Source organism: Heminiphilus faecis (genome assembly GCF_008728965.1).
Taxonomy (GTDB): domain Bacteria; phylum Bacteroidota; class Bacteroidia; order Bacteroidales; family Muribaculaceae; genus Muribaculum; species Muribaculum faecis.
This window is the reverse complement of record NZ_VSMC01000003.1, coordinates 101,441-126,237: the sequence shown is the minus strand read 5'-3', so window position 1 is coordinate 126,237 and position 24,797 is coordinate 101,441. Positions and strand designations below refer to the sequence as shown.

At 45.7% G+C, this 24,797-nt stretch carries 24 protein-coding genes; 13 read left to right on the top strand and 11 right to left on the bottom strand.

The annotated features are described in order from the left end of the window. Positions 1 to 78: 78 nt before the first annotated feature. Positions 79 to 720, top strand: a complete 642-nt coding sequence (locus tag FW767_RS02465; protein ID WP_121698096.1) for an HAD family hydrolase — start codon at positions 79 to 81, stop codon at positions 718 to 720. On the opposite strand, the gene nadC is transcribed toward FW767_RS02465, so the two are convergent. Then, positions 717 to 1,562 (bottom strand): carboxylating nicotinate-nucleotide diphosphorylase, encoded by an 846-nt coding sequence (gene nadC, locus FW767_RS02460; protein ID WP_121698097.1) that lies wholly within the window; start codon positions 1,560 to 1,562, stop codon positions 717 to 719. The genes FW767_RS02465 and nadC overlap by 4 nt on opposite strands. A 304-nt stretch (positions 1,563 to 1,866) precedes the next feature. On the opposite strand from nadC, the gene FW767_RS02455 reads away from it, so the two are divergent. The 4 genes from FW767_RS02455 to rlmH all read left to right on the top strand — a co-directional run bounded on the left by FW767_RS02455 (position 1,867) and on the right by rlmH (position 5,860). Then, complete coding sequence (locus FW767_RS02455) at positions 1,867 to 2,553, top strand: SDR family NAD(P)-dependent oxidoreductase (RefSeq protein WP_121698141.1); 687 nt, start codon at positions 1,867 to 1,869, stop codon at positions 2,551 to 2,553. Positions 2,554 to 2,835: 282 nt separating this feature from the next. Continuing rightward, complete coding sequence (locus FW767_RS02450) at positions 2,836 to 4,833, top strand: TonB-dependent receptor (protein WP_147438685.1); 1,998 nt, start codon at positions 2,836 to 2,838, stop codon at positions 4,831 to 4,833. Continuing rightward, the gene (locus tag FW767_RS02445; protein ID WP_121698099.1) at positions 4,830 to 5,207 is read left to right on the top strand and encodes a hypothetical protein; all 378 of its coding nucleotides are present in this window, start codon (positions 4,830 to 4,832) and stop codon (positions 5,205 to 5,207) included. The genes FW767_RS02450 and FW767_RS02445 overlap by 4 nt, the downstream gene beginning before the upstream one ends. 179 nt (positions 5,208 to 5,386) lie before the next feature. Then, on the top strand, positions 5,387 to 5,860 hold the full coding sequence (gene rlmH / locus FW767_RS02440) for a 23S rRNA (pseudouridine(1915)-N(3))-methyltransferase RlmH (protein ID WP_121698100.1): 474 nt from the start codon (positions 5,387 to 5,389) through the stop codon (positions 5,858 to 5,860). Between the two features lie 2 nt (positions 5,861 to 5,862). On the opposite strand, the gene hemW is transcribed toward rlmH, so the two are convergent. The 5 genes from hemW to tsaB are packed head-to-tail and all read right to left on the bottom strand — an operon-like array spanning position 5,863 to position 12,786. Further along, complete coding sequence (hemW, locus tag FW767_RS02435) at positions 5,863 to 6,972, bottom strand: radical SAM family heme chaperone HemW (RefSeq protein WP_121698101.1); 1,110 nt, start codon at positions 6,970 to 6,972, stop codon at positions 5,863 to 5,865. A 10-nt stretch (positions 6,973 to 6,982) separates the two neighbouring features. Continuing rightward, positions 6,983 to 9,946 carry a PD-(D/E)XK nuclease family protein gene (locus FW767_RS02430; protein WP_121698102.1) on the bottom strand — a complete coding sequence of 988 codons (2,964 nt, stop codon included), beginning with the start codon at positions 9,944 to 9,946 and terminating at the stop codon, positions 6,983 to 6,985. 6 nt (positions 9,947 to 9,952) lie between these two features. Then, positions 9,953 to 11,077 carry a DNA polymerase III subunit gene (locus FW767_RS02425; RefSeq protein WP_121698103.1) on the bottom strand — a complete coding sequence of 375 codons (1,125 nt, stop codon included), beginning with the start codon at positions 11,075 to 11,077 and terminating at the stop codon, positions 9,953 to 9,955. Positions 11,078 to 11,093: 16 nt separating this feature from the next. Continuing rightward, positions 11,094 to 12,050, bottom strand: coding sequence for a methylenetetrahydrofolate reductase [NAD(P)H] (gene metF, locus FW767_RS02420; RefSeq protein WP_121698104.1), 957 nt, complete (start codon positions 12,048 to 12,050; stop codon positions 11,094 to 11,096). Between the two features lie 43 nt (positions 12,051 to 12,093). Then, positions 12,094 to 12,786, bottom strand: coding sequence for a tRNA (adenosine(37)-N6)-threonylcarbamoyltransferase complex dimerization subunit type 1 TsaB (gene tsaB / locus FW767_RS02415; RefSeq protein WP_121698105.1), 693 nt, complete (start codon positions 12,784 to 12,786; stop codon positions 12,094 to 12,096). 93 nt (positions 12,787 to 12,879) lie between these two features. On the opposite strand from tsaB, the gene FW767_RS02410 reads away from it, so the two are divergent. Genes FW767_RS02410 through FW767_RS02395 form a run of 4 tightly spaced genes read left to right on the top strand, consistent with a single transcriptional unit; the run spans position 12,880 to position 15,419 of the window. Beyond that, on the top strand, positions 12,880 to 13,755 hold the full coding sequence (locus FW767_RS02410) for a YicC/YloC family endoribonuclease (RefSeq protein ID WP_121698106.1): 876 nt from the start codon (positions 12,880 to 12,882) through the stop codon (positions 13,753 to 13,755). An 8-nt stretch (positions 13,756 to 13,763) separates the two neighbouring features. Then, positions 13,764 to 14,333, top strand: a complete 570-nt coding sequence (gene gmk / locus FW767_RS02405) for a guanylate kinase (RefSeq protein ID WP_121698142.1) — start codon at positions 13,764 to 13,766, stop codon at positions 14,331 to 14,333. Continuing rightward, positions 14,330 to 14,932, top strand: coding sequence for a nicotinate (nicotinamide) nucleotide adenylyltransferase (nadD, locus tag FW767_RS02400; RefSeq protein WP_235897986.1), 603 nt, complete (start codon positions 14,330 to 14,332; stop codon positions 14,930 to 14,932). The genes gmk and nadD overlap by 4 nt, the downstream gene beginning before the upstream one ends. Then, a complete protein-coding gene (locus tag FW767_RS02395; RefSeq protein WP_121698107.1) occupies positions 14,910 to 15,419 on the top strand; it encodes a DUF5063 domain-containing protein in 510 nt (169 codons plus the stop codon). The genes nadD and FW767_RS02395 overlap by 23 nt, the downstream gene beginning before the upstream one ends. A 101-nt stretch (positions 15,420 to 15,520) precedes the next feature. Here the strand turns inward: FW767_RS02395 and FW767_RS02390 are convergent, their stop codons facing one another. After that, entirely contained in the window at positions 15,521 to 15,886 is a 366-nt protein-coding gene (locus FW767_RS02390) for a YccF domain-containing protein (RefSeq protein WP_121698108.1), read from the bottom strand. A gap of 145 nt (positions 15,887 to 16,031) precedes the next feature. Between FW767_RS02390 and rfbA the strand changes: the two genes are divergently transcribed. The 3 genes from rfbA to FW767_RS02375 are packed head-to-tail and all read left to right on the top strand — an operon-like array spanning position 16,032 to position 18,463. Continuing rightward, positions 16,032 to 16,916, top strand: a complete 885-nt coding sequence (rfbA, locus tag FW767_RS02385) for a glucose-1-phosphate thymidylyltransferase RfbA (RefSeq protein ID WP_121698109.1) — start codon at positions 16,032 to 16,034, stop codon at positions 16,914 to 16,916. Further along, positions 16,903 to 18,030 carry a DegT/DnrJ/EryC1/StrS family aminotransferase gene (locus FW767_RS02380; RefSeq protein ID WP_121698110.1) on the top strand — a complete coding sequence of 376 codons (1,128 nt, stop codon included), beginning with the start codon at positions 16,903 to 16,905 and terminating at the stop codon, positions 18,028 to 18,030. Before rfbA ends, FW767_RS02380 begins: the two co-directional genes overlap by 14 nt. Beyond that, positions 18,020 to 18,463 (top strand): sugar 3,4-ketoisomerase, encoded by a 444-nt coding sequence (locus FW767_RS02375; RefSeq protein WP_121698144.1) that lies wholly within the window; start codon positions 18,020 to 18,022, stop codon positions 18,461 to 18,463. Before FW767_RS02380 ends, FW767_RS02375 begins: the two co-directional genes overlap by 11 nt. Before the next feature lie 7 nt (positions 18,464 to 18,470). Here the strand turns inward: FW767_RS02375 and tpx are convergent, their stop codons facing one another. From tpx to ychF, 3 genes are read right to left on the bottom strand one after another with little or no spacing between them, the layout of a single operon-like run. Continuing rightward, positions 18,471 to 18,968: a thiol peroxidase gene (gene tpx, locus FW767_RS02370; RefSeq protein WP_121698111.1), complete on the bottom strand. Its 498-nt coding sequence runs from the start codon at positions 18,966 to 18,968 to the stop codon at positions 18,471 to 18,473. 27 nt (positions 18,969 to 18,995) lie between these two features. Continuing rightward, entirely contained in the window at positions 18,996 to 20,189 is a 1,194-nt protein-coding gene (locus FW767_RS02365) for a hypothetical protein (protein ID WP_121698112.1), read from the bottom strand. 53 nt (positions 20,190 to 20,242) lie between these two features. Continuing rightward, positions 20,243 to 21,346 carry a redox-regulated ATPase YchF gene (gene ychF, locus FW767_RS02360; protein WP_121698113.1) on the bottom strand — a complete coding sequence of 368 codons (1,104 nt, stop codon included), beginning with the start codon at positions 21,344 to 21,346 and terminating at the stop codon, positions 20,243 to 20,245. Between the two features lie 312 nt (positions 21,347 to 21,658). Between ychF and FW767_RS02355 the strand changes: the two genes are divergently transcribed. Next, on the top strand, positions 21,659 to 23,029 hold the full coding sequence (locus FW767_RS02355; RefSeq protein ID WP_150980316.1) for an SLC45 family MFS transporter: 1,371 nt from the start codon (positions 21,659 to 21,661) through the stop codon (positions 23,027 to 23,029). A gap of 70 nt (positions 23,030 to 23,099) precedes the next feature. On the opposite strand, the gene FW767_RS02350 is transcribed toward FW767_RS02355, so the two are convergent. Beyond that, positions 23,100 to 24,713 carry a family 43 glycosylhydrolase gene (locus FW767_RS02350; protein WP_121698115.1) on the bottom strand — a complete coding sequence of 538 codons (1,614 nt, stop codon included), beginning with the start codon at positions 24,711 to 24,713 and terminating at the stop codon, positions 23,100 to 23,102. Between the last annotated feature and the right edge of the window lie 84 nt (positions 24,714 to 24,797).

Sequence of the window (24,797 nt, the reverse complement as noted above, 5' to 3'; positions counted from 1 at the left end):
TTTACAAAATTAACGTCTATAAAAACAATAATGAAGCGGGGAATAGTTATTTTTGCATAAATTTTTTAAGATTTTAATATGAAGAATATCGGTGTCTTGTTTGACTTGGATGGAGTATTGATTGACAGTGAGCGTCTGTATAGCGAGTTTTATGACAATCTGGCGCAGCTGTATGATATAAAGGAAGAGAAATTTTCACTGGCTATAAAAGGCACTACTATCGAACAGATATTGTCTAAATATTTTCCGGCGCCTGAAGTGTCGGCCGATGTGCTTCGCCGTATAAATGAATTTGAGGCCAACATGGAGTATCCTGTATGCGATGGCGTCATTGAGTTCCTTGACGCATTGCGCGCCGCCGGCATACCGCTGGCGGTTGTCACGAGCAGTAGCGACAATAAGATGCAGCGTCTCTATGACCGGCTTCCACACTTTGCCGACTACTTCGATGCTATAATTACCGGTGCCGATGTCACTTGCTCAAAACCCGATCCTCAGGGCTATATGCTGGCGGCAGAGCGTATCGGTTGCAATCCTGCCGACTGCTATGTGTTTGAGGATTCGCTGTCGGGTATTGAGGCCGGAATTGCCTCCGGAGCCGTTGTCATTGGGCTTACTACAACTCTTCCCGCCGATAGGCTTAAAGGAAAAGCCCACAGACTCATAGACGGGTTTGCAGGCTTTGGTATCGATGATATGCTTTCTGTGACTCGCGACTAACAGGCTTTGAAACTCATGTCGAGGCCTTTTACGGAGTGGGTAAGTGCTCCAACCGAGATAAAATCTACACCGCACTCGGCATAATCGCGCAAGGTGTCAAATGTGATGCCTCCCGATGATTCTACTTCGGTGCGTCCGTTGATAAGTTTTACTGCCTCACGCGTACGCTCCGGGGTGAAATTGTCGAGCATTATGCGGTCTACCCCTGCTTTAAGCGCCTGATTGATTTCGTCGGTATTGCGCACCTCAACTTCGATTTTAAGGTTACGCCCTGTCTCATTCAGGTATTTTTTTGCCGCATCGACGGCTTCTTGAATACCTCCCGCAAAATCGACATGGTTATCTTTGATGAGAATCATGTCAAACAGTCCTATGCGGTGATTGCTGCCGCCGCCTATCTTTACTGCCTCTTTTTCGAGCATTCTCATGCCGGGAGTGGTTTTGCGTGTGTCAAGGACTTTGGTCTTTAGTCCTTTGAGCCGGTCCTGATAGCGTGCGGTCGTAGTGGCTATGCCGCTCATGCGCTGCATTATGTTAAGCATTATTCGCTCGGTCTGCAGCAGTGACCTCACGGTACCCTCGACTATAAATGCTATGTCGCCCGGCTTGACGTGGGCGCCGTCGTTGATGTATACGGTCATTTTGAGTGACGGGTCAAACTTCTCAAATACTTTACGGGCTATGTCCACGCCGGCAAGTATGCCCTCCTCCTTGACGATAAGCTGCTGCTTGCCGGTCTCGTCGGCAGGAATGGTGCTTAACGTGGTGTGGTCACCGTCGCCTACATCCTCGGCAAATGCCAGCGTAAGCAGGTCGTCGATAAGTTCATCTCTTGTTTTCATATGTCGCGATTGCTGTTATAGTTACCGATGCAAAGATACAAAAATATTTGCGAAGAAAACTACATTCTGTCCCACCCGGAACAATTACAGCATCGTACTGCAGCACGGTATCATATGCTTGTGTAATTGTTGGATGACTCTAATTTAGCTACGATGTGTGTATGTCATTATTTATCGTATCCGTAAAAAATGGGGAAACAGCAGAAAATATATTGATTCTGAACTTTGTTTAAGAGCTTTTATTTTTCGGTGTCATAACTTTGTCGGATAATCCAACAGCAGTAATATTAAAATGAACGCGGCTATGAATATTATGATTATAGGAGCTACATCAGGTATAGGGCATAACCTGTGGAGACATTATGCATCCATGAAACATAATGTCATTGTCACTGGCCGCAGGAAAGAATTGCTGGCGGAGATGGAGAGAGAATTGCCTGAACATACACAGTCTGTATTATGTGATATTTCCGAAACGGACACATTTGTTGACGTATTGGAAAATACACTCCATAAGTATTGTCATATTGATATGGCTATTGTCTGTGCAGGCATCGGAGAGCTTAATCCCAAACTGGATGTTGAAGCGGAAATGTCCACTCTTTCGGTGAATGTGACAGGCTGGACTAATGCGGTATCGTTAATTTACCGACTATTTGAGGAGCAGAAATCAGGTCATCTTGTGATCATTACCTCTGTTGGAGGATTGCAGCCGACTCCTGTAGCTCCGGCTTATAGCGCATCCAAGGCTTTCCAGATAAATTATACGAAGTCCCTGCAGTGTAAGGCAAAAGGAACGGATATTGTCATAACGGAGATTCGCCCCGGGCTGGTTGATACCCGAATGGCAAAAGGCGAAGGCCTGTTTTGGGTTATGCCTCTTGAAAAAGTATGCCGCAGTATTGTCCGTTCTATTGACAAGAAGCAAAAAAGGCTTGTCGTAACTCGTCGATGGCGAATGATAAACTTTATTCTCAAACATTTTATCTGACAAAAAATAATAATTTTTGCTTTTATGATTTTGAGGCTTTCTGTCATTTCTAAAGTATCGGTGACAGACGCGACTCTATGGGAATTTGTGCAATCAAGAACTTGATGTCGGATGTTTATTGAAATATGATAAAAAAATAAAAACTCTAAAACAAAGTTGAGAGTCATTATTTTTCTTTGGTATAACTTTGCCATATAATCAAGCTTAACGTTTATGCGTTTACATTGTGTCATATTGTTCCTATACTCGACCACATTCCTAAATGTTGTTGCGCAGAACGAGTTGCTTGATTCGACGTATATAAAGCACGAGCTCAATGAGGTTGTCATAACTGCATCGGATAATAGACTAATTGGCAATAAGACCTTTTTTTATCCATCGAAGGAACTTAAAGATGTAACAAGCAACGGCGTTCAACTACTTGCGGGGTTGCAAATTCCTGACCTGATTATTAATCCCGCGACAGGGTCTGTTGAAAAGTTAGGCGGCGGTGATTTGTCCATAAGGATTAACGGGCGCCCTGCGTCGCAAATAGATATCATATCTTTATCTCCTAAAGATATTACCAAAGTGGAATATATATCGGAGCCGGGCGTGAGATACGGTGAAGTAAAAGGCGTGATAGACATAACTGTAAAACGACGCGAAATAGGTTATGGAATATCTCTAAACCTGCTCCAATCGGTAAACCGTGGGTGGGGCAATTATACCGGAGCATTGAAATATACATCAGGCCGTAGTGAATGGATGCTTGATTTTCAGTCCAATCCGATGTGGAGAATGTCAGCGTTCCGTAAAAATACCGAACACTTTTTATTGTCAGACGGAGCAGAAATAATCCGTTTGGAAAATGGCATGAAGGCTCCAAACAGGATGGCTTCACATAGGGTGTCGTTGCAACATTCGTATGCGATAGGTAGCAAATTACTGCTTAATACTCAGTTACGTGTATTCCGCAAGAACGACCGTTATATATCCGAGGGGAGAATAACTACTATGACGGGTGGTTATGAGGCTCGAAATGATTTTGAACGGGAGGAATTGCCAATAAAATCGACACAGATTGATTTGGATGTCTATTTGCATTGGAAAATAAATAAAGCCAACAAGCTGTATTTTAATATGATACCGACAGTTATAAACGGCTCCAACAATCGTAGCTATCTGACATCGGAAGTGGAATTATTTACGACCATATCCAACCGTGGATACCGGTTGTTCGGTGAAGGTGTTTGGGAATGTCGCATTGGAAACGGCACACTGTCATCCGGCATCCGCAGTTTGGGCGAGTGGAATGATGCAAGCTATAATAAATCCTTAAGCGTCAATGAAAAAAGTGTCGTAAGTGCCTTATTTGTTGAATGGAAACAGACTTTGGATAAAATTCAATATAGTATTGGCATAGGAGGAACTGCCTATTGCGTGAAAGAGCCGTTGAAACATAATTATTTCAATGCGAATCCACGTACATATATTCGGTATACACCAGCCACATGGGGCGGCATCTCCTTTATAGGAAACGTAAATACGGTATCTCCAACAGTGAATCAACTTAATCCTGTGCTACAACAGGTTGACCGTTTCCAATGGAGTAGAGGCAATCCCTCTGTGTCAGTCTTTCAGCAATATGAAACAAAATTGGAGTTTGACGGCAGATACAAGGAAATGTCGTTAAAATTTACTGTCGGCAATACCTACAGCCATAAGCCAATAATGGGTGCAAAAACATATATTGAGCATCAAATAGTCAGGACCTACTATAATTTCGGATATAACAACAATTTTACTGTCAAGGCACAGTTTGGATTGCCCATATTCATAAAACAGTTGACGCTTTCTTTGGAAGGTGGCTGGCATAGGACAGTCAGCAAAGGTTTCAATTATCGCCACAATTATTCCCAGCCCTTTGTAAATTCCCAGCTTATGTATGTCAAAGGTCCTTGGTGGATTATGGTAAAATACAACACTACATACAATGTCCTATGGGGCGAGGATATATACAGCGCCAACAATAATATGCTGAATATAGGAGTTGGCTATACCTGCCGTAACGCCACATTTATGGCAGGAGCCTTTAATCCTATTGGCAATATCAATATGAAAAGCCGTGACTTGAATGCTATTGCTGGGTTTGACAGGGAATACTATGTGTCATCTACGCGCCAGCTATTTTGGGTAGGGGTAACATTAAATCTTTACAAAGGTAAAAAGCGAAGCACATCACAACGCAAATTACACAACTCTCAATCGTATGAATCAATAAGTAACGTGAAAAAATGAAGAAATTATTATTAGTCTTCGCATTGATAGCGATATGCGTCAGTGCGAAAGCCGAATCTACGGCCTGTACAATTACTTTGAGCGAGTTGCCGTATGTCGATGGGACTCTCTATCTATCTGTGACTTGCGAAGACAAAGAACTTCTCAAAGTCGCAATCGAGGTGGAGGAAGATGCAGTCATAATACCTGTTGATTTCTCAACAGTGATTGACAAGGAAGTTTCAATACGAGCCTTTCAGGATCTCGACGAGGACAAGCGACTTAAATTTGACAGATACGGTCGACCGGCAGAGCCATGCCTTCAAACCACACTCGTACCTCAAAAGGATAAAAATAACTATGAATTAAAATTGCAAATATATAATATTCACTAAAAAACATAGCGACAGGCAGGCTGATAATGATATTATTATTGATTGCTTGCGTTCTTGCCGTTTGAGCCGGTAACCGTCTGCATAGCATCGTCAAATATTGACGATTGAAACCAATTGTGCTTTGTTTTGTGTGATAGATTGGTTAATTTTGTATTGCAGATATTATATAATGAGGAGTTATGAAAGTTGAGCTGGTGGTAATAGGGCGTACGATGTCACGCTATCTTCAGGAGGGTGTCGACAATTATGTGAAACGACTCGGGCATTATGTGCCGTTTGACATCACTTGTCTGCCTGACGTAAAATCTACAAAATCAATGACCGAGGAGCGGCAGAAAGAACTTGAAGGGGTACAGTTTCTCGATTATATAAAGCCGGGCGACAGGGTCATGTTGCTTGACGAGAAAGGACGTGAGATGACATCGCGTGAGTTTGCAGGCTTTATGGACCGCATGATGAGCATAGTGCCAAAACGTCTGCTGTTTATTGTCGGAGGCCCTTATGGTTTCTCCAAGTCGGTTTATGACAGAGCCGACGGTCTGCTGTCACTGTCAAAGATGACATTCTCCCACGAAATGATACGACTCTTTTTTACCGAACAGCTTTATCGGGCCATGACAATATTGCGTGGCGAGCCCTACCATCATGACTGACGTCAATAGATAAGTTCCCGCAGTACACCATCAGATACGAGCCATGATGCTTCATCGAAGCATATGCGGGTTCCATGCTCGGTAAGACTGCCATTTCTTATATACGGGCGACACCGGTTCATGAAGCCGACCGTTTGTCTTTGTCCAAACTTTGCGGCCATGTTGTTCAAGTCAATACCCTCCATTGTGCGCAGTCCTGTTATTATATAGTCGTTTAGCAGATCAGCAGGCGATTCGTCTTCTTCCGTGAAAAAAATGCTGCCGGTGGTCATAGCCGATATGTATCCACGCAGGTCGGCTTTGTTGACTCTCCTTATCTTTCCGTCAAAGCTGTGGGCGCCCGGTCCGAGGCCGAGGTAGGGAATGAAGTGCCAATATGAGCTATTGTGTTGTGCTCTATGTCCGGGCTTGGCAAAATTGGATATCTCGTAGTGCTCGTATCCGGCCGAATCAAGCGTTCGCGTCATGTACTCATACATGGCGGCCACGGTATCTTCGTCGGTTTCTTGGAGCTTTCCCGCAAGAAGCCGCGCGTGCAGACGGGTGCCTTCTTCATATGACAGAGAGTAGGCCGATATATGGGGCAGTCCGAGAGCGGCCAATGTGTCGAGCGAGTATCGCCATGTATCGACGGTCTGTTCCGGCAGTCCGTATATAAGGTCGCCGCTTATCTCTGTGATGCCGGTCTTGCGCAAGGTTTCGATTGCTTTGACGGCTTCAGCCGCGGTATGGCGTCGGCCAACAGCTGATAGCTCTCTGTCGATGAGCGACTGTATGCCTAAACTTACTCTGTTTATGCCTGAACCGATTATATGTTCCGCCCATTGTTCGGTGATGTCTTCCGGATTGGCTTCGATGGTAAATTCCTTGACGTCGGGTGTTGCAAAAACCGATGTTATCGCCGACAGCATGGCCGGAGATAATAATGAAGGAGTACCACCTCCTAAGTATACGGTCGTTATCGGATCTGTCAGTTCATTATGTCTTGCATCCCATTCTTTAAGCAGTGCATACACATAATCTGACACGGCTTCTTGTCTTGGGATCGAGTAAAAATCGCAGTAAGCACACTTTGAGTGGCAAAACGGTATATGTATATAAACTCCGGCCATGTATGTGTATTTAAGACGGCGCCATGCCGCACATGGCTTTAAAGTCGCAGTAATGGCAGTGCTTGTCCGATGGGGTTGGCACGAAAGGAGTATCACGGTCAAACAGGTTACGCAACTTGCTGTTGAGGGCCTCCATCACGGCATCATTGTGGATTATGTAGTCATACAGCGGTTCTCCTTCTATTTTAACCGGTTGCAGCCCGTCGGTAAATATTTTCTTCATAGCGTACAGCATGGGCCATATCGCTCCGGTGAAGTGACGGTCGCGGGCGTGCATGTTGCAGTACAGGAATAGCTGCAACACACCTTTGTTGTGCGATTTTGTCGCAGTACTTTCTGTAAGGTCGTTAAGGTCCATGACCTTTATCTCATCGTTGCCGGTTTTGTAGTCTACGATTCTTACACGGCCATCGGTCATTTCATCAATACGGTCTATGCTTCCACGTATGTTATAGCTGCGTGTATCATCAAGCGGAAGGTCAGTAAACACTTCGCGTTCGCCTTCAACGAAGTAAAACGGTACAAATGCTTTTTCCCGGTCAAACAGTGTTATTACAAATTCCCTGATTAGCTCACCGAGTATCTTTGTCTCACCTGTAAGAGGAGTGAGATTTTCATACTCTTCGTTGTCACCTGTCTGTGAAGGCAGATTGTTGTAGAGTTTATTTATTGATGAAGTTATGATGCTGTCAAGTTTTACGGTCTCGCTTTTAAGGCGTTCGATGACTTCAGCTGTTATTTCGACTTTGGCTGCAGGACCGCGCATGCGCTTGTAGGAAAACTCAAGTACTTCGTGAACTATGCGTCCGAAGCGGCTTTCGTCGACATAATCTTTCATTTCTTCCTCGGCCCGCACGTTTTCCACATATCCGAAATAAAATTTTAACGGACACTGCAGATATGTGTTAATGGCTGATGCCGAAAGATAGCGTTTGTTGTCGGATGTTGACAGATAGCAATTTATCCGCGACATTATCCGGTCATCCTTGGTTACTGAAAATGATTCGCCGGCATGTGTGGCCGGTACATTGAAGCATGCGTTTAGTCTCTTCAAATTGTCTGACGGAAACATATAGAGCAGCTGGTACAAGTAACGTGACATCTCGCCCCCTTTAAGCCCTGATGTGCGCCCGTCATATAGAAGCTTTACATTTGATGCTCGTGAGATAAGCCGATAAAAGTAGTAAGCATATATGCATTCCTGAAATTCCATGGTGGACAATCCATAGCATTGCCTCAGTACATTGGGTATGAATGAGCGGGAATAATGTTTACGTGGAAATATTCGCTCGTTCATTGACAGAAGTATGATGTTTTTGAAGTCAAGCGCACGGGTTTCGAGCACGCCCATGATCTGAAGTCCTGACAATGGCTCACCGACGAAATTGACAGTTTCGGTATTGACAGTACGTTCTATCAGATGAAAGAATGTGTTGTCGCGCATGGTGATGCCGTATTTTTCCGTAGCACGCTGGAGCTGTTCGACCGATTGTCGGTAGCGTGTCACAAAACCGGTTTCGAGTGCGTTGTTACTGTCTTTTGGCGCTTTTGCCAGTTCCGATAAAATATATTCGGTAAGTTCCGATACGTATCTGAATACGTTATTGCTCGACATCAGGTCCTCTACCGGGAAAAATACCGTTGTCAGATCGGGATAGTTTGCGGCGATGTAGTCTGACGGTATAAGGAACATGCGTCGGGTTTCAATATCGTTTTTCAGAGTTTCGCACGATTTTCCGGCAAATGAAATTATAAGGCTATGGGTGATAACGTATTTTACATCTTCATAGAAGAAGTGCCATAGTCCGCGCACTTTTTTTGCACGAAGATGCATTGACATTATATTGCGCATAAGCACCGCGACCGATGTCTGACGGAGCGGATAACCCATGGTTATGTTTATTGTCGAGATTTCAGGCGGCACCGAATGGAGCAGGTCGACAAACAGTTCTTCCGACGGCAATACTACCGCCGTATCTATTGCGTTGTCCGGGTTGACTATAACGCCGTCAACGGTCATTTGTCTGATTATGTCTCCTGCAAGTTTTACTTGCCCCACATTGGACGGCACGCTTACAATCTCTATATCTGGCAAAGACATGGATTCGTCCGATAAATCGTATCGAGAGGGAAACTCTTTTACATATTTGCGTATGAAGTGCGTAGCCGAGCAATTTTCTTTAATCTCTTTGGGTAGATTATAATCCCAATAAAAATCAGCTGTCCCGATATCGCGCAACCGGCTGAAAATATGTATTTCCGATGTGGAAAGAACATTGAACCCCACAAATATTATGCGTGAATAGGGCAGCTTGTCGGCGGTCATGCCGCTTAGTTTTTCAGCGACTTCGCGGTATTGCATGCCTGAGTAGCAGAGGCCTCTTGATGCAAGGCTATTTTTTACCGCATGATATAACGGGTCGAGTATCTCCCATAGTTGCACGAATGAGTCTCTGTTTACCCGAGGCTCTCCTTCTTTGGTGAGATGGGTCCAGAATTGTTCGGGGCTATAGGATTGCAGGTCGACATCCCAATATCGGGTTATGACCTCTTTTTGCTCTTCTGTAAGAAAATCGGTGGCTATTTCACGTACATTTTTTACGTTTCTGAACAGTTGGTGCGCATCGGCAAGATAACGGTCTACATCGTTGAAGTCATTGACAAGCATGTCGCCCCAGAATACAAATTTGTCGAAGTCCTCGGTTTCTTTCGACAATTTCGCATATTCGGTAAAAAGGGTGAACAGCAGGTCGTAACGCGATGCTTCCACATAATCGGAAAATGATGATATAAATTCGCTTATCGTTATTACCGCAGGCTCGAAGAAAGGGGTACCCGAAGGTGTGCATTGCGACAGATATTGACGAAAGAATGTTCCGCTACGTTTATTGGGGAATACGAAACAGTAGTCAATCAGTCTGTCTTTTTCCCGGTCATGGTATACCTCGGCTATACTTTGCAGAAAAGGCTTCATGACAGACTATGTTTTTAGCAATATAATCATTTTTACCGCCAAGTCAAACAATACTATTTTGCCGTTGCCGTTTCCTGCAATGTCGGTATATGCATTGTCGAGTTCCGCCATTATGTTCTGAACGTTGCGTTCGTTTATAAAACGGGCGAATTTTGAACTGAAAATCGCTTCTTCCCGGTTCATATAGTTCAGTTCCGGACGATTGATATTGTAGATGAAATTTTCACGGATAAGACGTTGGCAGTATTCAACGAATCGCAGCTCTTGTTCGCGTCCGAGTGCGGCTACTTCCGCAGACCACTCTTTTAATTCTTTTACATGTCGCTGGTAGGCCTGTCGCATAAGGGTCATGAACAGATCGAGAAACAGATGGTTCTCGCGACTTAGGTTCAGGCTGTTATGCGCTTTTATCATATTGCCTTCGGCAATGTGCGCCAATGCCATCGCGTCCGCCGGGTCTACCGAGAAATTTTTTGTCAGATCATCGGCTATTATATTATCGGCAAGGCGTTTTAACTCTATGCGTTGTGTGCGTGAGTATATGGTCGGCAATATTTTTTTTGCCTCGTTGCTGACAAGTATGAATATTGTATCTGAATACGGTTCTTCAATCTGTTTCAGCAGTTTATTGGCCGCGCTCTCATGGAGCCGTTCGGGAAGCCATATTAGGGCGACCTTATAGCGGGCCGCATGCGATGTATAGCTGAGCTTTCGTATTAGTGCGTCGCTCTCGTCTACATATATGGTCGGTTGAGAGGTCGGTGAGCCTAATGCTGTCATCCAGTTCTGGAAGTCCATATACGGATTTTGCGATAAATAGTCGCGCCACTCGTCGATATAATCGTCACACAAGGTAGTCTGTCCGCTCTTTTTCTTTACAATCGGAAATACAAAATGAGTGTCGATATGATTAAACGACTGATGCTGCACACATGACGGGCATACTCCGCAACTGTCACCATCGGTGCGGTTTTCGCAGTGTATGTATTGGGCAGTAGCGCGTGCAAGAGCGAATTTACCGATTCCGGCCGGACCCTCAAGCAGAACGGCGTGTGGTATACGGTCGTTGTCAATCATTGCCCGCAGACGTTCTTTGGCGGTCTGATGTGATGGTATGTCACTGAATTTCATGGAGAAAATAATTTAATCAATAAACGGCGCGGGCTACGGTCTCTACGCTTTTTGTGGCGTTTAATGAGTAAAAGTGTATACTTGGCACATTGTGGGCAATAAGGTCGGCGGCCTGTCCTTTGCACCATTCGATACCGATCTCCTTTGCCTGTGCGTCGTTTTCGCAGGCTATAAGTTCTTTGGCAAGTTCCATGGGGAGATCGACATGAAAGACTTTGGGCAGAAGGGTAAGTTGGCTTTTTGTCGTGATGGGTTTTAAACCCGGAATAACCGGAACATTTATGCCCGCCCTACGACACCTGTCGACAAAATTGTAGTACTTTTCGTTGTCAAAAAACATTTGGGTCACGATATATTCGGCCCCGTTATCGACCTTGTGTTTAAGATATTGCAGATCTATGTCTGGGTTGGGCGCTTCTTCATGCTTTTCCGGATAGCCGGCCACTCCATACGAAAACTGTTCTCCGGTGACGATGTCCATCTTTGTGCCGTCGATGAAGTAGCCCCTGTTAAACTCATTTACCTGCATCTGCAATTCCGATGCATGGGCATATCCGTTGTCGTTCGGTATGAACCGATTGTCGTGTTTCGCTTTATCACCGCGTAAAATGAGCAGGTTGGTTATGCCGAGAAAGTTGAGGTCTATGAGGGCATACTCGGTTTCTATTTTTGAGAAACCACTACATATTATATGAGGCACAGCCGGTATGCCGTACTTTTGCTGGATGGCGGCTGCCACAGCCACGGTACCGGGGCGGCTTCGTTCACTTACTTTCTGGTAAAGTCCGTCAGGAGTGTTTTTGTACACCATTTCACTGCGATGAGTGGTTATATTGATATACAGCGGATTGAATTCCTTAAGTGAATCTATGTTGCGAAACAATTGTGCTATACCGCGTCCTTTGAGCGGAGGCAGTACCTCAAATGAAAATCCGGTGCGGCCGTTGGCCGCTATGAAATCGGTTATTTTCATCGGTTATATTTTATGATTGGATTGTTTAAGCGGGTGTGACCGGTTAGAAAATCGATTTTGGTTTGGTAGCTTGAAACTCTTTCAGATACTGTGGAGTGGAGTAGGCGAGATCAAGAAAATCGCGGTTTCTGTAGGCACGTTCCGAAAGAGCCGTCATGTTGACAGCCAATGGATGTATCTCTGTTATGAAGTTGGCGTTTTTGTGCTTCTCAAGAAGAGGCTTGGCTTTGTCGCTTCCGTTTCCGAAGAATATTACAGGGCCGCGGTCAAGATACCGGTCATAGCTGTTTTCGTCAAGGATGAGCGGTGTTGGGGCGAGCAAGGTTTCCAACGCATAATTGTAGACGGCCGTATAAACTTCCATACGACGGGCATCAATCATCGGTGCAAACATTACGTCACTGTCAAAAAAATCGCTGAACATCACCGTCACTGCCATTATGGCCAATGTATCGACACCTATCAGGGGCACGTCAAGAGCATAGGCAAGTCCTTTGGCTTCCGAAAGCCCTATGCGCAGACCTGTATAGCTTCCCGGACCTATGCTTACCGCTATGGCGTCAAGTTTCAGGTTTTTGTTCTTTGCTTCATCCATGCAGTCCTTGATGTAACCGCTTAACAGTGTGGCGTGGTTATGTCCGCGATAATCCTCCCGTTGTGCCACTACTTGGCCGTCGTAGGTTAGCGCTACGGAGCATACGTCGGTCGATGTTTCGATATTTAAAATTGCCGCCATTTACTTTTATCATTGAATAATTTATTACAAAGTTACGATTTAATTCCGTTAATGTCGGGAGTTTTTTTTAATTTTGTGAGAAAATAACAGCCCATGATACTTTCCATGACAGGGTTTGGCAAGTCGATTGCCGCTATCCCGAATAAAAAAATAACAGTCGAGATAAAATCGCTTAACAGTAAGCAACTTGATATAACGTCGCGTGTGCCTGCGGCATTCCGCGAAAAAGAGCTGTCGTTCCGCAACATGATAGCGGCGCGACTTGAACGTGGTAAGGTAGACTTTCAGATTTATGCCGAGTCGATAGGAGCGGAGCCTACTGTGTCGCTCAATGTCCCGCTTATGGCCTCATACAAGGGTCAGGTGGAAGAGATGGCTCGTCAGCTTGGTATAGCTTGGCCTGATGATTGGTACAGCGTATTGCTCAGATTTCCCGAGACAATCAAAAGCGAACTTCCGGCAGCGATATCGGAAGAGGATGCCAATGTGCTTTTTGACGCGGTAAGCAACGCTATAGAGGCTCTTATGCAGTTTCGGGAGAAAGAGGGTCGTAAACTTTACGAGTTCTTTACAAAAAAGATTGATAATATAAGAGAACTTCTGACTGCGGTGGAGCCTTATGAAAAGGAGCGGGTGAACAAGATACGTGCTCGAATCATGGATAACCTGTCAAAACTTGATGGTGTGGCATTTGACAAGAACCGGCTTGAGCAGGAGATGATTTTTTATATAGAAAAGTTGGATGTAAACGAAGAGAAGCAGCGTCTTGCACAGCATCTCAATTATTTTATGGAGACTATGGAAAGCGGTTCGGGGCAAGGCAAGAAGTTAGGTTTCATAAGTCAGGAGATGGGGCGTGAAATCAATACATTGGGTTCTAAATCCAACCATGCCGAGATGCAGAAGATAGTCGTTAAGATGAAAGACGAGCTTGAGCAGATAAAGGAACAGGTGCTTAATGTAATGTGATGGAGAGTATGTCCGGTAAGATTATTATTGTATCGGCGCCGTCGGGCTGCGGTAAGTCGACCATTATAAACGCGTTGTTTGAAAAAGGCGATATAGACATGCGTTTCTCCGTATCGGCTACAAGCCGTGCGCCACGAGAAGGAGAGGAGCATGGTGTCCACTACTACTTCCTTACCGAAGACGAATTCAGGCGTAAGATTGATACCGGTGATTTTGTCGAATACGAAGAAGTCTATCAGGGCCGGTTTTATGGCACTTTGCGTAGCGAAATAGACCGGGTGATCAATAGCGGACATAATATCGTGCTTGACATTGACGTTAAAGGCGCCATGAACGTGAAGCGTATATATGGAGACAGGGCATTGTCTGTTTTTATAATGCCACCGTCTATTGATGAGTTGCGTACAAGACTGGAGAAGCGTGCTACAGATGCTCCGGAAGTAATCGAGGAGCGTGTTGGCAAAGCCGCATATGAATTGACATTTGCCCCTGAATATGATGTCACGGTGGTAAATGATGTCCTTTCCGAGGCTATAGCGGAAGTACACAAGGTCATAACCGATTTCTTATCCAAGTGAAAGAAGTTATAGGTGTATTGGGCGGGTCATTCAATCCTATTCATTCGGGGCACCTTATGCTTGCGTCCTACATCGCGCAATACGGTCCTGTCGACAGGGTATGGCTTGTATTGTCACCTCGTAGCCCGTTTAAGTCCGATAAGATGCTGGCCCTCGACAGTCACAGGTTTGCCATGCTTGAAATAGCTTGTGGACTCTCTTCCGTGATAGACAGTTGTGACATAGAGTTGTCGCTCCCGCGGCCATCTTATACTATAACTACTTTGCGAACTCTTGCAACTCGTTATCCAGATAAAAGTTTCAGACTGATTATAGGCAGCGATAATTGGGGCGGTTTCAGCGGATGGAGAGATAGTGAGGCTATCCTTGATGAATTCGGACTGATGATTTATCCGCGTCCCGGTTACGAACTTGGAGATATCGATGACCCGCGTGTGATTCAGATTAAAGCTCCTGTCATTGAGTTGTCATCGTCATTTGTCCGCGAAGGCATATCGGAGGGAAAGGACATGAACTTTTTCTTGCCTTCGCAGGTATATGAATATATCATAAACAACAAACTGTATATAAACAACGATGGACCGGAAATCGATAAATAATAATGCTCTTGCCTTTATTGCGCTTTGCAACGAGTATTGTCAGGCTCTTGAACGGGCTCGTGAAGCTGATCGTGACAATTTTGTGGCTTCGATGTTGAGGCTGTTGCCACGTATATACATTTCGGCGTCTGACCTTAAGATAGACAGTGTGCTCGAGGATGCATATATAGACGGAAAACTCGAAGAAGATTATTATGACGCGATTCGTCGCGGCGTTGAGAATCTGCTTGGTCCTGATGATACATATCTTGAAGTGTTTGAGGAGGATATGAAGTATTCCGACACACCCATAGCCGCATCTATTTCGGAGGGACTTGCCGACATATTTCAGGTGTTTTACAACTTTCTCGAAACCGTGAAGGATGTGCCTGAAGAACTTGTCATTCTCGGCCTTATCGCTGTAAAAGAAGACTTTGAGGTCTATTGGAGCCGTATTTTATGCAACGTATTAAGGGCTCTTAACCAATTGCGCTACTCTGACGTTTAGACAATACGATGTACTCGGCCATACCGTTAGCGTCCTGACTGCACCGTGATGCCGGCGTGTCTGTTGATAAGGCCGTCATGATGTATTTTTACATTGCCTCGTTATACAGTCTTGCCGAAAGGATTCAATGCAAGCCGGGCAAGTTTGAAGTGTTGTACTCCGAAAGGTATACCCACTATGGTGATGAAAAACAGCAGTCCGAAGCCTACATGTGTAAGCGCGATGGGTATGCCTCCGACAAACCACCAGATTACGTTGAGTATGGCGTTCAGGCATCCGTTGGAAGGAGACGACGGCAATACTTTGGTGCCAAACGGCACGAGAGCCACTGCCGCAAGTTTAAGTGTTTGCAGCCCGAAAGGTATGCCGATTATGGTACACATCATCGCCACACTTGATACTATATACTCTATGGCTATGGCGAAGCCGCCGAATACGATCCAGATGATATTTAAAAACAGATTCATTTTCTGATAACGTTGTATGCAAAGATATTGTTTTTAATCGGTATGTACAAATATTGATTTCTGTCGTCTTTTAATTAGTTGCGGCTAATAATGCCGGTTTGATAAAAAATTAGTAAATTGCGCAACAAATACAATAAGTACGAAAATGAAAGGAATAGTTCTTGCCGGTGGAAGCGGTACCCGGCTGTACCCGATTACAAAAGGTGTATCCAAACAGCTTCTGCCGGTCTATGACAAGCCAATGATATATTATCCGATATCGGTATTGATGCTTGCCGGAATTCGAGATATCCTGATCATATCGACTCCCGATGACCTTCCCGGCTTTAAAAGGTTGCTTGGAGATGGAGCAGCTATAGGAGTCAAGTTCAGTTATGCCGAGCAACCCAAGCCGGAAGGGCTCGCGCAGGCTTTTATTATCGGAGAGCGTTTTATCGGAGATGATGACGTATGTCTCGTACTTGGCGACAACATATTTTACGGACAAGGCTTTACCGGCATGCTTCTTGATGCCGCACGCATTACTGCACAACAGAGAAAGAGCGTTATATTTGCTTATAAGGTTAAAGATCCACAGCGTTACGGTGTAGTTGATTTTGACAAAGAGGGAAATGCGGTGGATATTCAGGAAAAACCGGAGTTCCCGGTATCGGACTATGCGGTTGTAGGCCTATATTTTTATCCCAACGATGTCGTGAAGATAGCCAAGGGAGTGAAGCCTTCGGCTCGGGGTGAGCTGGAAATAACTTCTGTAAACCTTGAATATCTTGAACGCAGATCATTGGCGGTTAAGCTGCTCGGGCGAGGATTCGCATGGCTTGATACTGGTACTGTGGACTCGCTGCAGGAAGCGTCGGCTTTTATAGAGTCGGTAGAGAAGCGTCAGGGTTTTCATGTTGCCGCGCTTGAGGAGATCGCATTCAGGAAAGGTTATATAACCGGCTCACAACTGCTTGCTCTTGCCGCACCTATGGCTAATAACGCTTACGGAGCATATCTTATGCAACTTGCTGAAAATGGATTGCAGTAAAAGCGTTCGTAAATATCCTTTTCTTGATCTCGGGCTGGTCAATGAACCCTATGCCGCCCGACTGCGCGATGTATGTTCACATGTTATAGCCGGTGGCCGCTATGTAGGCGGTCGTGAGGTCGAGGAGTTTGAATGTGAACTTGCCGCATTCTGCGGTTGCCGGTATGCTGTAGGCACAGCCAACGGGCTTGACGCATTACGTCTCATACTGCTGTCATATATCGCTCTCGGAGTTATGTCACCCGGTGACGAAGTTATTGTGCCGGCCAATACATATATCGCTACATTCCTTGCTGTGACTCATGCAGGGCTTGTGCCGGTTCCGGTAGAGTCCGACATGATGTCTTACAATATCGATGTTAATGCAATTGCCGATGCCGTGACTCCGCGCACTCGTGCCATAATGCCGGTACATCTCTATGGCAGACCGTGTGAAATGGAGGTCATACGCGAAATCGCCAATAATTACGGATTGAAAATTATAGAGGATAATGCTCAGGCCATAGGCGCCTTTGTCGGAGCAGAACGTACCGGCCATCTTGGCGATGCTGCGGCATTCAGTTTTTACCCTACGAAAAATCTCGGGGCGCTCGGCGATGCCGGTGCCGTGACCACCGATGACGCCGCGTTGGCCGATACGGTAAGGGCCTTGGGAAATTATGGCGGTAATGACCGGTATGACAAGATTTATTGCGGTTACAACAGTAGGCTCGACCCTATACAGGCTGCCATGCTCCGTATAAAACTTCAGGATATAGATGCTTTGAATGAAAGACGGAGAGCTATAGCCGCTATATACCGAAGTAGAATCGTAAATAAGCTTGTGATGCTCCCTGATTATGGCTCTGCCGGACATGTATGGCATCAATATGTCGTGCGTGTTGGCGATCGTGAGCATTTTCGTCGTTATATGTTGCGATGTGGAGTGGAGACAGACGTACACTATCCGGTGCCCCCTCACTTGCAGTCTTGTTATAAAAACGGCGTTTTTAGCCGTTATCCGATAACTGAGGCTCTTGCACGCGAGGTAGTGAGTCTTCCGGTCAATCCGGTATGTATCTCTTTGGCCGATGCCGGTGATATATCTGAAATAATCAATGATTATGCATGCTGATAAAGAACAAGACGATAGACGTATTGCCTCGATTGACAGTTGTCGGCTGATAACTCTTGACACTCACGGTGATTCATCGACCGGTACTATCGCTGTCATCGAAAATGGATCGATAGAAGGATTCGTAATAAAGCGGGTATATTTTATATATGATGTGCCGGCCGGTGTGTCGCGCGGACATCATTCTCATAAAAGCCTTGATCAGATAATAGTGGCTTTACATGGTAGTTTCGATATAACTGTCGATGACGGGTGTAATAAGCGCACTTACCATATGAGCGAGCCTGCCGAAGGACTTTTGGTAGTTTCGGGCATATGGCGTTCTATCGATAACTTTTCGCCCGGAGCCGTGTGTATGGTTCTTGCTTCCGACATATATGAAGAGGCGGACTATATCCGCCTCTACAGTGAGTTTTTAGATACAAAGTGTTAGTCTTGCGTCAGATCATTTTCAATGCTGCCTCATAATCTGGCTCGTGAGTTATCTCGTCGACCAGCTCGCGATATATGACATTGCGGTTCTCGTCTATGATTATGACTGCACGTGCGAGCAGCCCTTTCAACGGACCGTCAACGAGTTCAACGCCATATTCTTTGACAAACTCGGGCGAGCGGAATGCTGATGCAGGATATACGTCGGCTATATTCTCTACAGTGCAGAAGCGCTTGGCTGCAAACGGCAGGTCCATTGACACACATAGTACCACAGCTCCTTTTTTGCCTGCTGCTTTTTCGTTGAATTTTCGTACGCTCATGGCGCATACGGCTGTGTCGAGGCTGGGAAATATATTGAGAACTATCTTTTTGCCGGGAAACGACTCAAGATTGACCTCTTTAAGATCGGCATCAACAAGAGTGAAGTCGGGGGCTTTTGTTCCTACTTCGGGAAGATTGCATGATGTGTGACACGCGTTTCCGGTGAAATATACGGTTTCCATAATTACATAAAGTTTGTTAGATAATTTTTATTTTACGGCCAATGCCGCTTTTTGTATAACAACCGGAGTGAGGTCATTGTTGTATCCGATCACCACGTCGGCTACGGTACCGTCGGCACGTGTTATGACAGTAACCGGAAATGCGGCGGCTCCGCAATCGCGGGCAAGCGACTTGGCGCTGGTCAAGAGGTGTTCGCCCGGGCGCACCGACGGTATCACGCTTTCAATTTCGTCGGTATTGTTGCTTACAAATGCCCATATGACGTCGGCATTATATGGAAGTGAGTCTACGGCCGAACGTATGGCTTTGACTGTGGCTTCAGCAAAAGATGAGGTCGGATCAAGAAGCACAAGCAGGGTAGGGCAGCGAAATGAATCGCCGAGACGTCTTGAGTAACGTTCGCGTGTTGTGGTCGGTAGTGCGAAACCGGGCAGACGTTGTCCGGGAAGATTTTCTATCGCATAATTGCTTTCCCTGTATTTTTCGAAAATTTCAGGGTAAGTGTTTTTAAGGACATCTTCTCCAAGCGTCTGGCATCGTTCTGCTGTATTGCTGTAGGCTGCCGTTATGGTTTGTTCGGCAAGTGCCCCCGGATTATTCTCCAGTTCGATATATACCGGCATCATGGTCGTGTGGTCAAAAGCATACATGAATTCCTTGTATGTGACTCCGCTCATGACCATCTCTCCGTCAACAGCAACACATCGTATGTCATTCACCGTTGTGTCGGTGTGACATGTGTAGCGGAAATCTTCATTTTGTGCTATATTTGACAACTCTTCGGCTATAAACTGCGGAAGCAGTCCGGTAAATTGGGCCTGACGCTGTACTCCGGGCAAGGCGGCCGCCGACATTCCTCTGGGTTTAAACGGTATGGAATCCCATGAATAATGATATTCAAGCAACCGGTCGCCTCGAAAGTTGTAGGCATTGCCATCGAAGTAGGCCGAGAAGCCTGACGTGTTTCCAGATGGAGTCTCTAAGGTCCAATCGATCAGGTAATCGCAAGGCGCGAGAGTGTCGCCTTGCGCCTGCATTGAATTTAACCTGATTTTATAGGCCACATCGTCTTGAAGCGACATCAATACCTGATAGTCGACTGTCGCTTCATAACAATCGGCCGACTTTAAGGCAGCAATAATCTCATCTATCCCCTGAGCTGCCGACCCCAGAGGATAAATGATAAGTATTGCAATAAATATTTGCAATTTCCCGCTCATATCTAAAATCGTTGAAACATTCATTTAAATAACGCGGACTTTTACTGAAAAGTTTACACGTTGAAGCGGAAGTGCATTATGTCGCCGTCTTGGACTACATATTCTTTTCCTTCGATGCCGAGTTTACCGGCTTCTTTAACTCCGTTTTCGCCACCAAGTGTAACGTAGTCGTCATATTTGATGACTTCAGCCCGTATGAACCCTTTTTCAAAGTCGGTGTGTATTATGCCGGCACATTGAGGCGCTTTGGATCCACGCATGAAGGTCCAAGCTCTTACCTCGTCGGGACCTGCTGTAAAATATGTCTGCAGATTAAGCAGCGCATAAGCCGAGCGTATCAATCGGCTGACACCCGACTCTTCAAGGCCTATTTCATTTAGAAATTCCTGACGCTCCTCCCAAGTGTCGAGTTCCGCTATGTCCGCTTCGGTTTGTGCGGCTACTATAAGAAGCTGCGCGTTTTCATCTTTTATCGCCTCTTTTACCGCTTCCACGTAGCTGTTGCCTGTCGCAGCCGATGCGTCGTCTACATTACATACATATAATACCGGTTTGTTGGTAAGCAGAAACAAGTCGCGGGCGAAACGCTGCTCGTCCACGCTGTCAAATGTCACTGAGCGTGCTGGTTTTCCTTGGTCAAGTGACTCTTTGAACCGGCACAGTACTTCATATTGCATCTTGGCCGTTTTATCGCCGCCGGTCTGTGCCTGTTTCTGAGTTTTGGCTATACGCGCTTCTACAGTCTCAAGGTCCTTGAGTTGCAGTTCGTAGTCTATTATTTCTTTATCGCGTACGGGATCCACGTTTCCGTCTACATGTGTTATGTTGTCGTCGTCAAAGCAGCGCAGTACATGTATTATGGCATCGGTCTCTCGTATGTTGGCAAGAAATTTGTTGCCGAGACCCTCGCCTTTGCTTGCGCCCTTTACGAGGCCGGCTATATCCACTATCTCCACTGTCGCGGGTACCACGCTCTTCGGCTGACACATCTCCACAAGTTTTGTAAGACGTTCGTCAGGCACTGTTATCACGCCTACGTTTGGCTCGATGGTACAGAAAGGGAAATTGGCTGACTGAGCCTTTGCATTGGAGAGACAGTTGAATAGTGTAGACTTGCCTACGTTGGGCAGTCCTACTATGCCGCATTGAAGTGCCATAATCGTTATTGTTTCTTATTTTATTAATTCCGGTTGCAAAAGTACATAAAACTTGGGAGATTTTATACCGCTACGGACTGTGGAATAGTATTTTTACATGTTAGAGGTATTAAATGATTAGTTTTTTGTTTTTTATTATATTTAAAAGAAAATATTTCTCGGTTCTACATTGCCGGTTGAACAGACAAATTATAAAATTATGACGTTATGCCGGTTTTTAAATTATAAAATCAAGGATATAAGCAAAAAATGTGTTATATTTGCCGTTAGAATTCTAAAGATATTGTAAAATACAAAACCACTTGTCTACTCATGAAAGCAAAAGTCAAGCCCGACTTGAGTTTCTGGAAGTTATGGAACTTGAGTTTCGGATTTTTCGGCGTTCAGATAGCCTATGCGCTTCAGAGTGCCAACATCTCGCGTATTTTCGCCACTCTTGGTGCCGACCCGCACGAGCTTAGTTATTTCTGGATATTGCCTCCGCTTGCGGGGCTTGTCATCCAGCCTATAGTCGGTACACTGAGCGACCGTACATGGAACCGTTTCGGCCGCCGGTTGCCTTATCTGCTTTTCGGCTCGATATTGGCGGTTGTCGTAATGGCGCTATTGCCTAATGCCGGCAGTTTCCATCTTGCCGTAGGTGCGGCTCTTATATTCGGCGCGTTTGCGCTTATGTTTCTTGACCTGTCGATCAACATATCTATGCAACCTTTCAAGATGCTTGTCGGCGATATGGTGAACGAGCGGCAGAAAGGTCTCGCGTATTCAATACAGAGCTTTTTATGTAATGCCGGTTCGGTAGTCGGCTTTATCGTTCCTTTTGTTCTTGCTTGGATAGGTATCAGTAATGTGGCCGAAGGTAACAAAGTCCCTGACTCGGTAACATACTCCTTTTACGGCGGAGCTGCTATACTTATCGCTTGTGTCATATACACGTTCTGTAAGGTAAAAGAGATGCCGCCCAAAGAATATGCCGAATACCATGGCATAACTCAGAGTGATGACAACGAAAAGAGCGGTTTCATACACCTGCTCATCAAGGCTCCCAAAGTGTTCTGGACGGTGGGTCTCGTGCAGTTTTTCTGTTGGGCTGCGTTTATGTACATGTGGACCTACAATACTGGTGGAGTGGCTGAGCAGGCTTATGGCTGGGACGCCTCACAGGGCACGCAGACAGCCAACTATCAGGAGGCAGCTAACTGGAACGGCATACTGTTTGCTGTACAGGCCATAGGCTCTGTCGTATGGGCTGCCATATTGCCTAATTTCAAGAACCGGCGCATGGCTTATTGTATAAGTCTTGTAATTGGGGGCATCGGATTTATTTCCACTTTGTTTTTCCATGACAAGTGGTTGCTTTTCATCAGCTACTTCTTGGTCGGTACTGCATGGGCCGCTATGTTGGCTATGCCCTTTACCATACTTACCAATTCTATAAGCGGTAAGCATATGGGTGCTTATCTCGGCCTTTTCAACGGTACTATAACCATACCTCAGATTGTGGCTGCTGCTCTCGGAGGTATTGTGTTCGGACTGCTTGGCGGACACTCGCAGCTCAACATGATAGTGCTTGCAGGCGTACTTCTGTTAATAGGCGCGTTTTGTGTGTTCTTTATTAAGGAGACTTATGCGGAGAAGCATGATATAGCTGTCGATTCTTTTGCTGAAGAAGAGCCGTTTTAATACCAAAGATATATAAATAAAGGGGATAGCTGTTACAGCTATCCCCTTTATTTATATATTCAAATGATGATTATTTTGAAAAGACGAAATTGTTAAGCGTACATGTTGACTTACCTTTTGTCGGAGAGTCAAATACAAAGAACAACGCATGCTTGCCTTTGACGTTTTTGCCAATCTTGACAGGAGTGCTTAACTCTATAGCTTCCTGTGGTAGCGCACCGGAAATGTCAAGACGGCCTATTTCCTTGCCCTTTACCGGATCATCTATCATGATTCTGATTGATGAGTCAATGCCTCCCGGTGTAAGGCTTACAAGCAGTTTGGCATTACTATCTCCTGACAGAGCGTCAAAATTGAAGTACTTATATCCTACCGTTGATCCGGCTGTGTTGTTTACTACCGGAGCATGGTTGACACGCAGGTCATAAGGCTTGTCATAGCCCTCTATTTTAGGACGCAGTGCGTCGACATACGAGCCTGTGAACAGGAAGTTGGGGAACGACGCACGCGCAGGCTCAGGGCCTGTGTAGTAGCACGCTATACCTGCCGAGTGGCGTTCAAGCGGGTTCAGGCCGTTGAGCTCAAACCCTTCCGAAGTATATTCACCTTCCGATATCTCCACCTTGCCTCCCGGTCCTTCCGTGACTTTGACCTCTATGGGTGCCACCATGGCCTGACGTGAGAATTCATTTGTGCCGGTCTGACGATGATAGAATACATACCATTGTCCGTTTATTTCGACTATGCTGCCGTGCGTGTTGCCTCCCGGCGTCGCTGTGGCTATGGTCTTTCCGTCAGGGGTCGTGAGCCGTCCTCGTCCGTCTATTATTGTGCCGCCATAAGTGAAAGGTCCGAGAGGATTGTCGGAGTATGCGTAGGCGAGCGTGTAGTTGGATTGAGGTAGCCCGAATTCGCCGTCATTTGTCCAGCGGCTGTATACAAGTACATATTTGTCTTTGATTTTACGCATCGACGATGCTTCGAAAAAGCGGAAGAGTTCATCCTGCTTGTTGCTCGGTATCATGTTTTTGACCGCTTTGGTTCCGGCTTTTACCGTAGCCATATTTTCGGGATCCATCTCTGCTCCCCATGATTCCTCGAAGCCCCAGTAGCCGTATACTTTGCCGTCATCGTCTACAAACACGGCCGGGTCAAAGCGCAGGTCGCCAACTGCGAGCTTCGGGTCATCGCTGCTCCAGTTGCATACTTCAAACGGTCCGTCGGGCCGCGATGACTTCGCTATCATGCCCTGTCGCCCTCCGGCCTGATTGTTTGGATATAAATAATATGTCTTGTTGCCGTTCGCGTCGGTTTTCATAGTCACGTCGGGTGCATAGAGCACATCGCTTTGGCCGTTGGCGTACAACGGTTTGCCGTTCGCATCTCTGCGCGATTCAAATATTATGCCGTCGCAGCGCCAGTTGTTAAGATCCTCGACCGGGGCTGACCACACGACTTGGTCGCGTCCGCAGTATTCGGTCACGAGGTTGTCGTGTGAGCCGTAAAGATATACTCTGAACTTTCCGGGGTTGTCGGGGTCCTCGAATACGTAAGGCTCTCCGTCAGGTATATACTCCCACATAGGCAGAATAGGGTTGGCCGCCTGTGTTTCCATGATAACGCCCGAGGCACTGATCAGTATTACCGCGAGTGCCGCCGTTTTTAATTTACAGTTTGGATTCATTATAATTATATATGTGATGATTAAAATGTATAGTGACAAATTTACTAAATTAACATATACAATCCAAGCCTTAGGTAATCAGGT

What these genes read in the sequence shown, in the direction of transcription:
- nadC (WP_121698097.1), bottom strand. Translation starts at nt 1,562, where the DNA reads ATGAAAACAAGAGATGAACTTATCGACGACCTGCTTACGCTGGCATTT.
- FW767_RS02455 (WP_121698141.1), top strand. Translation starts at nt 1,867, where the DNA reads ATGAATATTATGATTATAGGAGCTACATCAGGTATAGGGCATAACCTG.
- FW767_RS02445 (WP_121698099.1), top strand. Translation starts at nt 4,830, where the DNA reads ATGAAGAAATTATTATTAGTCTTCGCATTGATAGCGATATGCGTCAGT.
- ychF (WP_121698113.1), bottom strand. Translation starts at nt 21,346, where the DNA reads ATGGCACTTCAATGCGGCATAGTAGGACTGCCCAACGTAGGCAAGTCT.
- FW767_RS02375 (WP_121698144.1), top strand. Translation starts at nt 18,020, where the DNA reads ATGCATGCTGATAAAGAACAAGACGATAGACGTATTGCCTCGATTGAC.
- FW767_RS02380 (WP_121698110.1), top strand. Translation starts at nt 16,903, where the DNA reads ATGGATTGCAGTAAAAGCGTTCGTAAATATCCTTTTCTTGATCTCGGG.
- rlmH (WP_121698100.1), top strand. Translation starts at nt 5,387, where the DNA reads ATGAAAGTTGAGCTGGTGGTAATAGGGCGTACGATGTCACGCTATCTT.
- FW767_RS02395 (WP_121698107.1), top strand. Translation starts at nt 14,910, where the DNA reads ATGGACCGGAAATCGATAAATAATAATGCTCTTGCCTTTATTGCGCTT.
- FW767_RS02355 (WP_150980316.1), top strand. Translation starts at nt 21,659, where the DNA reads ATGAAAGCAAAAGTCAAGCCCGACTTGAGTTTCTGGAAGTTATGGAAC.
- metF (WP_121698104.1), bottom strand. Translation starts at nt 12,050, where the DNA reads ATGAAAATAACCGATTTCATAGCGGCCAACGGCCGCACCGGATTTTCA.
- FW767_RS02350 (WP_121698115.1), bottom strand. Translation starts at nt 24,713, where the DNA reads ATGAATCCAAACTGTAAATTAAAAACGGCGGCACTCGCGGTAATACTG.
- FW767_RS02425 (WP_121698103.1), bottom strand. Translation starts at nt 11,077, where the DNA reads ATGAAATTCAGTGACATACCATCACATCAGACCGCCAAAGAACGTCTG.
- tsaB (WP_121698105.1), bottom strand. Translation starts at nt 12,786, where the DNA reads ATGGCGGCAATTTTAAATATCGAAACATCGACCGACGTATGCTCCGTA.
- gmk (WP_121698142.1), top strand. Translation starts at nt 13,764, where the DNA reads ATGTCCGGTAAGATTATTATTGTATCGGCGCCGTCGGGCTGCGGTAAG.
- FW767_RS02410 (WP_121698106.1), top strand. Translation starts at nt 12,880, where the DNA reads ATGATACTTTCCATGACAGGGTTTGGCAAGTCGATTGCCGCTATCCCG.
- FW767_RS02390 (WP_121698108.1), bottom strand. Translation starts at nt 15,886, where the DNA reads ATGAATCTGTTTTTAAATATCATCTGGATCGTATTCGGCGGCTTCGCC.
- hemW (WP_121698101.1), bottom strand. Translation starts at nt 6,972, where the DNA reads ATGGCCGGAGTTTATATACATATACCGTTTTGCCACTCAAAGTGTGCT.
- FW767_RS02365 (WP_121698112.1), bottom strand. Translation starts at nt 20,189, where the DNA reads ATGAGCGGGAAATTGCAAATATTTATTGCAATACTTATCATTTATCCT.
- FW767_RS02430 (WP_121698102.1), bottom strand. Translation starts at nt 9,946, where the DNA reads ATGAAGCCTTTTCTGCAAAGTATAGCCGAGGTATACCATGACCGGGAA.
- FW767_RS02465 (WP_121698096.1), top strand. Translation starts at nt 79, where the DNA reads ATGAAGAATATCGGTGTCTTGTTTGACTTGGATGGAGTATTGATTGAC.
- tpx (WP_121698111.1), bottom strand. Translation starts at nt 18,968, where the DNA reads ATGGAAACCGTATATTTCACCGGAAACGCGTGTCACACATCATGCAAT.
- rfbA (WP_121698109.1), top strand. Translation starts at nt 16,032, where the DNA reads ATGAAAGGAATAGTTCTTGCCGGTGGAAGCGGTACCCGGCTGTACCCG.